Source organism: Deinococcus betulae (assembly GCF_020166395.1).
Lineage (GTDB): Bacteria > Deinococcota > Deinococci > Deinococcales > Deinococcaceae > Deinococcus > Deinococcus betulae.
In genome coordinates this window covers 51,542-64,548 of sequence record NZ_JAIQXU010000025.1, presented here as the reverse complement: position 1 = coordinate 64,548, position 13,007 = coordinate 51,542, and the positions used below count along the sequence as shown (strand labels likewise).

At 66.2% G+C, this 13,007-nt stretch carries 12 protein-coding genes; 9 read left to right on the top strand and 3 right to left on the bottom strand.

The window, feature by feature from the left end; translation table 11 throughout:
* The first annotated feature begins 68 nt into the window (after positions 1-68).
* The 3 genes from K7W42_RS17025 to K7W42_RS17015 all read left to right on the top strand — a co-directional run bounded on the left by K7W42_RS17025 (position 69) and on the right by K7W42_RS17015 (position 1,523).
* Complete coding sequence (locus K7W42_RS17025; protein WP_224576066.1) at positions 69-518, top strand: helix-turn-helix transcriptional regulator; 450 nt, start codon at positions 69-71, stop codon at positions 516-518.
* A 4-nt stretch (positions 519-522) separates the two neighbouring features.
* Positions 523-930, top strand: a complete 408-nt coding sequence (locus K7W42_RS17020; protein ID WP_224576064.1) for a VOC family protein — start codon at positions 523-525, stop codon at positions 928-930.
* A 137-nt stretch (positions 931-1,067) separates the two neighbouring features.
* Entirely contained in the window at positions 1,068-1,523 is a 456-nt protein-coding gene (locus K7W42_RS17015) for an iron chaperone (protein WP_224576062.1), read from the top strand.
* Positions 1,524-1,641: 118 nt separating this feature from the next.
* Here the strand turns inward: K7W42_RS17015 and K7W42_RS17010 are convergent, their stop codons facing one another.
* Positions 1,642-1,995 carry a hypothetical protein gene (locus tag K7W42_RS17010; RefSeq protein WP_224576060.1) on the bottom strand — a complete coding sequence of 118 codons (354 nt, stop codon included), beginning with the start codon at positions 1,993-1,995 and terminating at the stop codon, positions 1,642-1,644.
* A 287-nt stretch (positions 1,996-2,282) separates the two neighbouring features.
* Between K7W42_RS17010 and K7W42_RS17005 the strand changes: the two genes are divergently transcribed.
* Positions 2,283-3,365, top strand: a complete 1,083-nt coding sequence (locus tag K7W42_RS17005) for a M23 family metallopeptidase (protein ID WP_224576059.1) — start codon at positions 2,283-2,285, stop codon at positions 3,363-3,365.
* Between the two features lie 27 nt (positions 3,366-3,392).
* Positions 3,393-4,184 carry an N-formylglutamate amidohydrolase gene (locus tag K7W42_RS17000; protein WP_224576058.1) on the top strand — a complete coding sequence of 264 codons (792 nt, stop codon included), beginning with the start codon at positions 3,393-3,395 and terminating at the stop codon, positions 4,182-4,184.
* 103 nt (positions 4,185-4,287) lie between these two features.
* Here K7W42_RS17000 and K7W42_RS16995 read toward each other — a convergent pair whose 3' ends face one another.
* Positions 4,288-5,277: a polyprenyl synthetase family protein gene (locus tag K7W42_RS16995; RefSeq protein WP_224576057.1), complete on the bottom strand. Its 990-nt coding sequence runs from the start codon at positions 5,275-5,277 to the stop codon at positions 4,288-4,290.
* Positions 5,278-5,410: 133 nt separating this feature from the next.
* Here K7W42_RS16995 and K7W42_RS16990 point away from each other — a divergent pair, with 133 nt between their 5' ends.
* Positions 5,411-6,988, top strand: coding sequence for a diguanylate cyclase (locus tag K7W42_RS16990; protein ID WP_224576056.1), 1,578 nt, complete (start codon positions 5,411-5,413; stop codon positions 6,986-6,988).
* A gap of 349 nt (positions 6,989-7,337) precedes the next feature.
* Positions 7,338-8,513 carry an amidohydrolase family protein gene (locus tag K7W42_RS16985; protein ID WP_224576055.1) on the top strand — a complete coding sequence of 392 codons (1,176 nt, stop codon included), beginning with the start codon at positions 7,338-7,340 and terminating at the stop codon, positions 8,511-8,513.
* On the opposite strand, the gene K7W42_RS16980 is transcribed toward K7W42_RS16985, so the two are convergent.
* The gene (locus tag K7W42_RS16980) at positions 8,500-8,958 is read right to left on the bottom strand and encodes a hypothetical protein (RefSeq protein ID WP_224576054.1); all 459 of its coding nucleotides are present in this window, start codon (positions 8,956-8,958) and stop codon (positions 8,500-8,502) included. The genes K7W42_RS16985 and K7W42_RS16980 overlap by 14 nt on opposite strands.
* Before the next feature lie 162 nt (positions 8,959-9,120).
* On the opposite strand from K7W42_RS16980, the gene secA reads away from it, so the two are divergent.
* Together secA and K7W42_RS16970 are read left to right on the top strand one after the other, a co-directional pair.
* A complete protein-coding gene (gene secA / locus K7W42_RS16975) occupies positions 9,121-11,730 on the top strand; it encodes a preprotein translocase subunit SecA (protein WP_224576053.1) in 2,610 nt (869 codons plus the stop codon).
* A 280-nt stretch (positions 11,731-12,010) separates the two neighbouring features.
* Positions 12,011-12,931, top strand: a complete 921-nt coding sequence (locus K7W42_RS16970; protein ID WP_224576052.1) for a DUF389 domain-containing protein — start codon at positions 12,011-12,013, stop codon at positions 12,929-12,931.
* The last annotated feature ends 76 nt before the right edge of the window (positions 12,932-13,007 follow it).

The window sequence follows — 13,007 nt, the reverse complement described above, 5'->3', positions numbered from 1 at the left end:
CCCGAAGTACAGCTAGTGACGGCCCCCTCTTCTGGTCTGGGTGACCTGGGATGAAACAATAGATCCACATGTCCTCTCCTAACCCTCTTCCGCTGCCCCTGCGTGACCTGGTGCGCTTGCGGCGCGTACGTGACCGGATAGACCGTGATTACGCGCAGCCGCTGGATGTGGAGGCGCTGGCGCGCAGCGTCAATATGTCGGGCGGGCACCTCAGTCGTCTCTTCCGGCGGGCGTATGGCGAGTCGCCGTATGCCTACCTGATGACGCGGCGCATTGAACGGGCGATGGCGCTGCTTCAGCAGGGGCACCTGAGCGTCACCGAGGTCTGTTTTGCGGTGGGCTGCTCGTCGCTGGGGACGTTCAGCACCCGCTTTACCGAGCTGGTGGGCATGTCGCCCAGTGCTTACCGCCGCGCCCGTGCCGGCGCGAGTGCGGGCCTGCCGCCCTGCGTGGCCAAGCAGGTCACGCGGCCGGTCAGGAATCGAGAAGCGCTGGCCGCTGGACCCGGCCTAGAGTAACCGCATGACCCTGACCGTTCACCAGACTTTTCTGCCGCACACCGACCCTGACGCCTCACTGGCCTTCTACCGGGACGCCCTGGGCTTTGAGGTTCACAGCCAGGTGGAATACGGCGGCCTGCACTGGATTACGGTGGGGTCGGTCCAGCAGGTCGGCGTGTCTATCGTGCTGTATCCGCCGGCGGCCACCCCAGGCGTGACGCCAGATGAGGGGCGCACCATTGCCGAGATGATGGCCAAGGGCACCTACGCGGCCCTGGTGCTGGCCACCCCGGACCTGGACAGCACTTTTGAGCGCCTGCAGGCCCAGGCTGACGTGGTTCAGGAGCCGACAGAGCAGCCGTATGGTGTGCGGGACTGCGCGTTCCGCGACCCCGCTGGCAACCTGATTCGCATTCAGGAACGCCGCTAAAGCCCTCGCCGCTCACAGGTCGCGTTTTTAGGTTCTAGAACAGCACCAGAACTGCGCCAGTGCCGCCCTAGCGTCCTGTGTTCTCGCTTGCTTCATCCAGGGATGAACGGCGACCTCTTCAACAAGGAGTGACCTCTATGCCGGAAAAGACACGTCAGAAAGCCGCCGCCACAGCCGGTTTTACTGAGGACGAACGCGCCGCCATGCAAGAGCGCGCTGCCGAACTGAAGCGCGAAGCCCGCCGCCCACGCGGGGCAAAGACTGATGAAACAGCCGAGGTGCTGGCCAAGATCGCCGAGATGTCAGAGCCAGACCGCGACCTGGCCACGCGGCTGCACGCGCTGATTCTGGCCAGCGCCCCGGTCCTGTCACCCCGCCTGTGGTACGGCATGCCCGCCTATACCAAAAACGGCAAGGTGGTCTGCTTCTTTCAGAGTGGGCAGAAGTTCAAGGCCCGCTACGCAACCCTGGGCTTCAGCGACGCGGCGGCCCTGGATGACGGGACCCTCTGGCCCACCGCTTTTGCCCTGACCGAGCTGACTGCCGATCACGAGACCAGAATCAGCGAACTGGTGAAGCGGGCAGTCGGTTAAGGGGGTCGGGGGCGACACAGGCGCGGTTCTGATGCCTCTCTCCACACGCGCCAGGTGCGCGGTGCGGTGCTGTGTTCGCCCCTCGTCCCACTCAGTTCATCTGTGGCTGGCGACCTCTTCAGGTCAACGTTTCAGTTGCTGCCAGTTCCCGGTAGACAGCGCCCAACTCCAGGGCGGCCTGAAGGTCCGGCAGGCGAAGGGCCGCTGAGACCCGCCCGTTCGTCACCCGGAATAGGGTCGCCACCCTGGTCGGCGCCTCGCTGTCTGGCCAGGTGGCGTCCTGCTCCACGGCCATCAGACGGTCGCTGACAGGGTGCCACGCCAGCGGCACCAGCCGAATCCCCGAGCGCTGAATCCAGCCGGCAAACTCGGCGGGACTGAGGGTCGCGGCGCCTCTGGGTCCCAGTGCCACGGTGGCTGGCGCTACCACTTCATGCCACCGGGTAATGACCGCTCTGTTGTCGGGGTTCATCAAACCTGTTGTACACCAGGGCCTACAGAGGCCAGCGGGGCAGTGGCGTTCAGGATGCCGCAGTCCAGCGTCCAGCTGTGGGCGGATGGTGGTCAGGTCCATCCTGAGGCCAGGGGTGCCTCCCAGGTGCCCTGGGGGCTGCGGTGGGATCTGGGCGCCCAGCCTCCGGCACTGCACTGGAACACGGCCGCCACGCCCGTTTGCCTGCGTCAATGGCGGCCTTGCCGCAAAGGCTTCCAATGGGTGGCCCTCCTGTCCTCTCACGCATGCGGTTTATCCTGCGCGGCATGATGCGCCGCACTGCCCTGCTGGCCGCCCTGCTCCTGGTGGGCGGCGCGGCGGCCTACACCGTCAAGCCTGGCGACACCCTGTATTCCATTGCGCGGCGGAGCGGCACCACTGTCGAGGCCCTCGTGCGCCTGAACAGCCTGAAGGGCACCACGCTGGAAGTGGGCCAGACCTTGCAGCTGTCTGGTGCGGCGGCCCCCACACCGGCCCTGACCGCCCGGCCCGCACCTTTACCCGCCGCGCAACTGGCCCCCACACCGTCCACCGTCCGCATTGCTGGCGTCAACATCACAGTGCCGGCCAGCCTGCGCATGGGCGAGGCGTTCGTGCTGCGTTTAAGCGGCGCGCGGGCCGGGCAGGCCACCGTCCGTTTTCCCAGTGAGGTGGGCGAGGATGTGCGCCAGCCTGCCGAGGCCCTTAAGCCCATCGGCGCGGCGGGCGAATACGCCGTGCCGGGCCGGGTGGTGCTGGGCAAGACCACCCCGGTGGTGTACGAGGTGACCCTGGACGGGGCGCTGGTGCGTGGGCGTATCCCTGTCAATAGCCTGGAGCAGCCTATTCAGCACCTGAATCTGCCTGCGCGCATCAGTGGGGTGCTGCAGGACCCCGCCCGGCAGGCAGAAGACGCGCTGGTGGAAAAGGCCTATGCCCGGCGCACCACGCAGGCCTGGACCCGGCCTTTCGCCCCGGCACTGGAGGGGGTCAGGCCCACTAGCAGCTCGTTTGGGCAGCCGCGCACCTATGTGGCGGGTGGTCCGGTGGCTTACCACTTTGGCACCGATTACCCGGCGCGCAGCGGCACACCCGTACTGGCGGTCAACGACGGCACGGTGGTGATCGCCGGGCGCTACCCCGTGCGTGGCGGCCTGGTGGTCATTGACCACGGCGCCGGGGTGACCAGCCTGTACTTCCACCAGAGTCGCGTGACGGCCAAGGTCGGCCAGAAGGTCAGCCGGGGCGACAAACTGGGCGAGGTGGGGACCACCGGCCTGAGCGCCGGTCCCCACCTGCACCTGGAAATCCGGGTGCGCGGTGAGGGCACCAATCCGGCGGGCTGGATGAACCGCCTGTGGCCCAGATAGGCCAGGCCCTTGCCGTATCTTCGGCACATGACGCCTGACCTGGACGCCCTGCTGATCGTCACGCCGCATTCGTCTGGCCACCTGCCCGCCGACGTGCTGCGCGACATGCTGGGTGAGGCCGCCTTTGACGCCCCCACGCGCGAGGCCTTTTTGCGCCGCATCTTTCTGGACGGCGACCCCTACACCGACCTGCTGTACCACGTGCCTGGCGCGCGCCACGCCAATGCCCCCTGGAGCCGCTTTGCCGCTGACCTCAACCGCGACCGGGATGACCGGGTGGACAACGGCGTCCTCAAGTTGACTGGGTTTGACCGTCAGTCCCTCTATCCGGCCGGATTCACGCTGACCGAGGCGGCGCGCGAGGCCCGGTTGCGCCGCCTCTGGGACACCTTTGATGCACTGGTGGCGGCCGAATTGGCAGGCGCCCGCCTGATGATTGTGGGCCACAGCATGGCGCCCAGTGGGCCGGCGCTCAGCCACGACACCGGTACGCCCCGGCCGGCGATCTGCCTGATGCCCGGCACGTCCGACGCGCCGAGCTTCCCAATCGCGCAGTGGGACGCTCTGCGCCACGCCTGCGAAACAGCTTTTGCTGAGGTGATTGCGGCCAGCCCCGACCCGCGCGTGACGATTGGTGAGCCGTGGGCCACCGATACCCTGAGCCTCAACCACAGCCGGCGCAGTGGTGTTCCTGCCTTCGGAATTGAGTTCAATGCAGGGCTCTATCTGCGGGGCGGTGAGCCTGTGGACGGCGCCATCCGCGCCCTCAACCGCGCCTTCACAGAGTTCGCCCGCACCGCCCTGACCCTGGTGTCCTGAGGGTCCGGGGTAGGGGAGGCGCCGCTCTGGGCTTTCGGTGCGAGTAGCACGTAGCCCAGCAAAGACAGTTCTCAGAGCCAGGCGCCACCGCCCAATGAGCCCTTCAGGCCTCGCGGCTGGCGAGGGTCCGCACTGTCCCCAGCAGTTCGGCGGCGGCCTGCTGGTCCGGCGCGCCCTCAAGGGCGTCGCTCAGCGCCTGCAAGCCCACCTGCGCCTGTTGGTCAGCGAAAGTCTGGGCGCCGGTCACGCAGCCGCTGGCCAGGAGCCAGGCATGAATCTGGGCAATCTGGGCCGGGTCTTTGGCCGGGCGGTCCCGGCGCATCTGGTCCAGAAACACCTCGCGCTGTGCGGGCGGGGCGCCTTCCAGCCAGCGCAGCACAATCAGGGTGCGTTTACCTTCCAGCAGGTCGCCGCCGATCTCCTTGCCGTATTTGGCCGGGTCGCCCTGCAGGTTCAGCACGTCGTCCCGAATCTGAAAGGCCGTGCCCAGCGCCAGCCCGGCCGCCGTAAAGCCGTCGTGGGGCGCAGTGCCAGCCGCCAGCGCCCCCAGTTGCAGCGGCACCACGACGGTGTAGTACGCAGTTTTCAGGCGCACCATCTCCAGATAGTCGGCCTCGTGCAGGCCCCACTCGCGGCGCTCTACCCAGCACAGGTCAAGGTGCTGGCCCTCGGCGGTGCGATGAATCATGTCCAGAAAGGCCTCCATGGCTCCCGGCACCCCCGCGCGGTGAACAGCGGCCCACATATAGGCGTGTAGGCCGTCGCCCGCGTTGATGGCCAGGGGGGCGCCGTGTTGGCGGTGCAGCGCGGGCTGGCCCCGGCGCTCTTCACTGTCGTCTTCGATGTCGTCGTGAATTAGGACCCAGTTCTGAAACAGTTCCAGGGCGGCGGCCAGCCACAGGGCCGCTTCCCAGTCTGGGCCGCTTTCCTGAACGCCGTGGGCGCGGGTACTGGCCAGCAGCAGCTCACTGCGAATGCCCTTGCCGCCCCGCTGCGGGTAGTCGCGCAGCAGGGCGTAGTAGTCGCGCAGTTCTGGGCGGGCGGCCTGGTCGGGCAGCAGGGTCAGCACGCGGGCCAGCAGTTCGGGGCGCATCGCCGGGCAGCATAGAGCAGTGACCTTCAGTCCGGTGAACGGACTGGGCCGAAGGAATGAAGATTGACTGACTGCACGCTCAACAAAGGGTAACGGCGCGGGATAGGGGGGCCGTTTTACGCTGAACGAATCTATGTCGGCCCTCGCCCTTGCCCCTCAACAGCCGCTGACCCTGCTGGAAGACGCCTGGTCGCTGCGGGACACGGCCCCGGACCTCGCCCGCCAGATGGCTCAGACGGACGGGCGATTTGTGGACGGTCACCCGAGCCCCGAAGCAGGGGTGCTGCTCGCCTACCTCAACTGGCGGGCCGGGCACCTGAGCCGTGCCGTGTCGCAGGTGGGCGCCGCCCTGCTGGACCTGCGCGCGCAGGCGGCTGGCCCCTGGCTGATGCGCGCCCTGAATCTGCTGGCGGCCTTGCACAGTCGCCTGGGCCAGCGCGACCAGGCCGCTGCCCTGTACGAGGAACAGCTGGGCCTGTCGCGCGTGGTGGGGGACCCGGAATGCACCGCCATCGCGCAGCATGATCTGGGGGTGACGTTGCGGGCCAGCGACCCGGTCCGGGCCCGCGCCCATGTGGCCGGCGCCCTGGAGACCTTTCAGGCGCTGGGCAACCTGTATGCGGCGGCGGTGGCGCAGCTGCACCTGGTCCGCTTTGACCGCGAAGCTGGCGACCTGTCGGCCGCGCAGGCCACGCTGGAGCAGGTGCTGGCCTGCCCGCTGCTGGGCCAGCATCCGGCCCTGGCCGCCGCCGCCTACGCCGAGGAACTCACGGTGGCGCGGGCGCTGGATCAGCCTGAGCGGGTGAAGCGGGCGCGCCGCCACTTGCGAGAGCTGTGCGCGGCCCACGACCACCCCGAACTGCACATCACAGCGGCCCTGGCGCTCAGTGTGGGTGCCCAGCCAGCGGCTGCGCTGGCCGTGCTGACGCCAGCGGTGGCGGCGGCGCGCGTCCTGGGAGTCAACGGCAGCCTGCCCACCCTGCTCGAACGGGTGGCCGAGGCCCAGGCGGCGCTGGGACAGCATCAGGACGCGGTGGCGTCGCTGTGCGAGGTGCTGACCCTAGAACGCGAGCTGCACCACGCCGAGCGCCGACAGGGCTTCCGCATGCTGGACGTGCTGCACCGCTTTCATCACCTGGAGGCGGCAGCCCAGGAGCAGCAGCGCTACACCGCCGAGTTGCAGAGCCATCTGCGCGACCTGCAAACCCTGAACGCCCGTATCCGGGAACTGAGCCGCATTGACGGCCTGACGCGGCTGCACAACCGCGACTATCTGTTTCAGGAGGGGGGCCGCCTGGCCGAACTGTGCAGTGCGCAGACCCCGCTCTCGGCGGCCATGCTGGATATCTACCATTTCAAGTGGGTCAACGACACCTGGGGGCATCAGCTGGGAGACGCCGTCTTGCAGCGCTTGGCCCAGATGCTGCGCGCCGTGGCTGAGCCAGGGGACATCGTGGCGCGGTACGGCGGCGAAGAGTTTGTGATGCTGCGCCCAGGACGGCAGGACGCGCTGCGGGCCAGCTGTCAGGCCCTGCAGGGGGCTGTGCGCGCCCACGCCTGGGGTGAGCTGCGTCCTGGGCTGCGCGTCACCCTGAGTATTGGGGTCGCCGACACCGAGGCCAACGACTTCGATGCGCTGCTGGGCGAGGCCGACCGCCGCCTGTACCGCGTGAAATCAAGCGGCCGCAATGCCATCTGCGCGGCAGACTGAAGAGGGTCAAGAGTGAGGGTGCGCCAACGAAGGGCAAAAATGATTCATGAAATGGAGCAGGTAAGAGAGCTTCCACTGCCCAGTGAACCGGAAGAGCTGTAAGCCCTTTGCCAGCTGGGCAGCAGGCCCTCTTTGACCCAAATGCCCTGAAGCCACCAAGAAAGACAGATCTGGGTCAAGCTGATGTAACTTCATTGTTGGTCTCATCCTGAGGAAGTTTCCTCGCTTCCTTCGTGCTGAGCTGGCGTTTTGTCAGGCCAATCGCCTCTCAAGTTCAGGGTGGTCGGCAACTGCCAGGCTCAGGCCTCAAAGGCTGCCATTCGGTCCCCTTTGCCTCTAGCATGCGGCCATGACCATGCCGGACGCCCTGACCCCCCGCCTCCTTGTCTGCGACGTGCTGTACACCGGGATGGGGGGTGCCCAGTCGCCAGGGGCGGTGGTGGTGGCCGGGCAAACGGTGGCAGCCACCGGCGCGCCGGACGCCCTACGTGCCGCTTACCCCCACGCCCGCGAGGAACGCGTGCCCGGCGTGATTGCGCCGCCGCCTGTCAACGCCCATACCCACCTCGACATGAGTGACTACGCTTTTCAGGCGCTGCCCTACTTCCGCTGGCTGCCGGAGGTCGTGATCGCCCAGCGCAAGCGGCGTGGGGTGGCTGGCGCGGTGGCCGGCGCTGACCGGCTGGCAGCCCTGGGCGCCGGTGGCGTGGGCGACATTGTGAATATTCCAGGCGTCATGGACGCGCTGCTGCCCCGTGAAGACCTGAGCGGCGTGCTGTACGCCGAGGTGCTGGGCACCTTCCCGGAGCAGGCGGACGAACGCTTCGCGGCGGTACGGGCCCAGGTGGAGGCCTGGCGCCGCCTGGAACGGCCCGGCGGCCTGCGCGTGGGCTTATCGCCTCACACGCCCTTTACGGTCAGTCACCGCCTGATGCGCCTGGTGACCGACTACGCGGCGGGCGAGGGCCTGCCCCTACAAATCCACGTTGCCGAACATCCTGCCGAAGGAGAACTCTTTGAAACCGGCGGCGGCCCACTCTGGGAACACCGCCTCCCGGCTTACTACCCCGCCGACTTTGCCGAGATCATCGGCCGTGCCCCCGAACTAGGCCTGACGCCAGTGCGGTATCTGGACGAACTGGGCGTGCTGGCCGCCCGGCCGACCCTGGTGCACATGGTCAACGTCACGTCAGACGATATTGCCCGTGTGGCCCGCGCGGGCAGCCCAGTCGTGACCTGCCCGCGCAGCAACTATCACCTGGGCTGCGGCACCTTTCCCTGGACCGCGTTTGCCGTCGCCGGGGTCGAGGTGGCCCTGGGCACCGATTCTGTGGCCAGCGGCGAAACGCTGGATGTCCGTGATGAGGTCCAGTTTGCCCAGACTATTTACCCCACCCTTGATCCTCGCCTGATAGTGCGGGCAGCGGTCAAGGGTGGGCACCGGGTGCTGGGCACCTCCACCCCCGTCCTGCGGCGAGGAGAAGCCTGGCACGAAAGCTCTATCTGGTCGGTCAGGGCTGGCTGAGGGTGGCCTGGCAGCTGCCAGTGGCCGTGTTGCCTCCCTGCTTCAGCGTTAGGCGGCCCGCGTAGGGCAGGCTCAGCAGCGTGTCGATGGTACAGACGTAGCGCTCGCCCTGCTCGCCAATCCATTCAAAGTTCAGGGTGCGGCGGTCATTGTTGTAGGTGGCCACGCCAAAGCCCGCTTGAGCCCGCGCAAAGGCGTCGGCCTGGTCGCGCCCACCCACGCTGGCGGTGCTGCCCGCCACCTCCACGAGGTCGCGCACATTGATGGTGGTCGTCACGGTCCGGCCGCTGACAGGGCCGCTGACCGTCCACGTCTGGCCCACCGTCAGCGGGCCGGCGCTGCGGGGCACTGGGCCGTCCTGACTCGCCAGCATGGACGTTAAGGGCGCGCAGGACGCGAGCAGGGGCAATAGGGCAAGAGAAAACAGCAGGCCGGGCTTGATCATGGGCGCAGCATAGGGTGACTCTATGAGCGTGATACCCATCACCTTCACCGGGGCCAGAGCGGCTGTTCATGGTCCCTGAGCCCTGGCGGCTCAAGTTGCTTATGCGCCCCTCACTGAAATCGCAGCCGCGTGGCCAGGCCAGGCGCGTTATACTCGCTTGTCATGTTCCGTGTCCTGAACAAAATGTTTGATAACAACCAGCGCGACGTGGCGCAGATCGTCAAGGCGATTGTGCAGCCCGTGAGTGCCCTGGAAGAAGAGACCATGAAAGTGGACGACCTCGCCGCAGCGTTTATGGACCTGCGCCGCCGTGTTCAGGAAGGCGGCGAGTCCCTGGACGACGTGGTGGTGCCGGCCTTCGCGCTGATCCGCGAGGCGGGGCGCCGCTCGATTGGCAAGCGCCACTACGACGTGCAGCTGATTGGGGGCTACGCGCTGCACAAGGGCCGCATCGCCGAGATGCGCACCGGCGAGGGCAAGACGTTGGTGGCCACCCTGGCGCTGGCGCTGAACGCCCTGGAAGGCCGGGGCTGCCACCTCGTGACCGTCAACGATTACCTGGCGCGCGTGGGCATGGAAGAAATGGGCCTGCTGTACCGCACCCTGGGCCTGACGGTGGGCCTGGCCAGCCGCGAACTACAGCCCGCTCAGAAGCAGGCCGCCTACGCTTGCGACATCACCTACGTCACCAACAGCGAACTGGGCTTCGATTACCTGCGCGACAACATGGCCCAGAGCCGCGAGGCGCTGTCACTGCGCGCCGACCATCCCCTGAACTTCGCCATCGTGGACGAGGTGGACTCGATTCTGATTGATGAGGCCCGCACGCCGCTGATCATCTCGGGCGCCGCCGAGAAGGCCACCGACCTGTATTACGTCTACGCCAAGCTGATTCGCCGCCTGCAAAAAGGAGAGCCTGCCGAGCCCGGCGTGCGCCCCGAACCTACGGGCGACTACACCATTGACGAGAAGGGCAAGCAGGTGCACCTCACGGAAGGCGGCATCGGCAAAATCGAGCGCCTGCTGTCTCTGAGTGACCTCTACAGCCCCGAGAACATGGACAAGGCCCACATGATTACCCAGGCCATCCGCGCCCGCGAGCTGTACCAGCGCGAGAAGGACTACATCGTGAACGCCGAGGGCGAGGTCATCATTATCGACGAGTTCACGGGCCGCTCGATGCCGGGGCGCCGCTACGGTGAGGGGCTGCACCAGGCCATCGAAGCCAAAGAGGGCGTCAAGATCGAGAACGAGAACCAGACGCTCGCCACGATTACCTACCAGAACTTCTTCCGCCTGTACAACAAGTTTTCGGGCATGACCGGCACCGCCAAGACCGAGGAAAAAGAGTTCCTGGATATCTACGGCAGCGACGTGCTGGTGATTCCCACCAACAAGAACATCCTGCGGAAGGACTCTGACGACCTGGTGTACCGCAGCCGCCTGGGCAAGTACAACGCGGTGGTGCAGGAAGTGATCGAGATGCACGCCACTGGCCGCCCGGTCCTGATTGGCACCGCCAGCATCGTGACCAGCGAGCAGCTGAGCGACCTGCTGAAAGCAGCCGGGGTGCAGCACAGCGTGCTGAACGCCAAATTTGAGGCTCAGGAAGCCAGCATTGTGGCGCAGGCCGGCCGCAGCACCACCGTGACTATCGCCACCAACATGGCCGGGCGCGGCACCGACATCATGCTGGGGGGCAACGCCGAATTTATCATTGGCGAGGCCATCGAGCAGAACTTTGGGATCAGCCGCTTTGCGCCCGAGGCCGAGAACTTCATCAAGGCTGTCAGCCGCCAGGACGAGGGCGCCGTGGCGCTTGCCATGCAGATTCCCGAAATGACCGAGGACTTTGCCCGCCAGGCTGTGCAGCTTCAGGCCGACATCCTGACCGACCGGCAGAAGGTGCGCGACCTCGGTGGCTTGCACATCATCGGCACCGAGCGCCACGAGTCGCGCCGCATTGACAACCAGTTGCGCGGGCGCGCTGGGCGTCAGGGCGACCCAGGCAGCAGCCGCTTTTACGTGTCGTTTGAAGACGACCTGATGCGCCTCTTTGCCAACGACCGCGTGGTGGCCATGATGGACCGCCTGGGCATGGATGACAGCGCGCCCATTGAGGCCAAGATGGTCACGGGGGCCATCGAAAAAGCGCAGGCCCGCGTGGAAGACCGGAACTTCAGCACCCGCAAGCAACTGCTGGAGTTTGACAACGTGATGAGCAAGCAGCGCGACACGGTCTACGCCCAGCGCCGCGAGGTGCTGCTGGGGCCAGACGCCGACGTGGAAGAGAGCACCGAGGGCATGATTGCCGACTTCGTGGACATGCAGCTGGCCACGCATCTGCCGGTGGAGCAGGCCGCTGAGACCTGGGATATCGAGGGCCTCCGCTCGGGCGTGGTGGACGCGGTGCCGCCCCTGGAAGACTTTGACTTTGAAGCCTTGCGGGCCCTGAGTCCCGCCGAAGCCCAGGACACCCTGCTGCAGGCTGTGGCCGACGCCTTTGACACCCGGAAAGAAGAACTCAGCCCCACGATGCTTAACAGCCTCAGCCGCTACGTGCTGCTGCAGGTTGTGGACCAGCACTGGAAAGAGCACCTGCACGGCATGGACGTCCTGCGCCAGGGGATTGGGCTGCGCGGCTACGGCCAGCGCGACCCCTTCACCGAATACAAGTTTGAAGCCACCAATATGTTCAATGAGATGATTGACAGCCTGAAGGCAGACGTGACGAAGTTTGTCTTTAGAATGCAGTTTGGCCAGACCGGCTAAGACGCTTTCGCTTTTCAACACTCTGAGGGCGCTCACTGAGTTGTGGGCGCCTTTTTTGCTTGGCGTCGCGGGGTCTTTCACTGTTGAAGGCTCACGTCAAAGGCTTAATAAGAGTGCCGGTCAGCTAAAGGACAGAACGAGATCTGGGGAGGCCATTACCAGGTGAATGCCATCTTCTGTAGCTGCTGGTCTGGCATACAGCCCCTCAATATCGAAACATAAAAGGCGCTTCAGGTGAGCAGAGGCTGGCTGGCCAGAGGGGTGCGTAGCGTGACGACACATGCACCGCACCATGACCATCACGGTTCCGGCTGACCGGACCCACGAACTGAGCCGCCGCCTGGCCGAGATGGACGCGGTGGTGAGCCTGACCCTGAGCCGGGGCGCCTCTCTCAAGCCGCCGGGTGACGTGTTTACCGCGCATGTGCTGAACCGCGGCGCCGACGCCGTTCTGAAACAGGTTGAGGAACTGTGTCCCCATTTTTCCGCCACCACCAGTGAACTCAGTGCAATTCTTGACCCTCAGGCGCATGACGAGGTGCTGGCCGATGTCGATGAAGCCCTGTGGGAAGAGATTGCCGCCGGCCTGCGGCATCAGATTCGCGTGACCTCCAACTTTATGGCGTTGATGGCGCTGGGCGGTCTGCTCTCGACCATTGGCATGGTGTCTGGCGGCACGCCGCAGGTGCTGGCCTTTGTGGCTGCCTCGATTGTCGCGCCAGGGTTTGAACCCTTCGCCAAGGTGGCGCTGGGCCTCGTGGTGCGCCAGCCCAAAGCACTGACCATGAGCCTGTGGTCAGCGGCTGTGGGGTACGCCGTATTTATTGCCGTGGCGGGCCTGAGTTTCTGGGGACTGCGGTTACTTGGGGTGGTCGAAGTCACTGACTTTACGGGCAACCCGGAATTGGCCCGCCTGGCGAACCCGACAGCCGTTGAGGTGCTGTTCTCGGCTTGCGGCGCGCTGGCCGGCGCAGTGGTGATGGCGGCGTACCGAGAGCGGGTGATTGCCGGGGCGCTCGTGGCCCTGGTCCTGATGCCAGCCGCCGCCACGGTCGGTATGGCCCTGAGCCTGGCCCGTTGGGACCTGGCGTGGGAAGGGCTGGAGCGGCTGGGCCTGGACGCTCTGCTGGTGGTGGGGCTGTGTGCGCTGGTCTTTGGGTTAAAGCAGCGTTTTGTGCATCGCCGTCGCCCGCTGCTGTAGAGGTCGGCTAGGGCAGCCTGGGCTGGGACGTGGCTTTTCTTTCGAGAGAAGGTTCCTTCCCGCTCAGGTCTGGCTG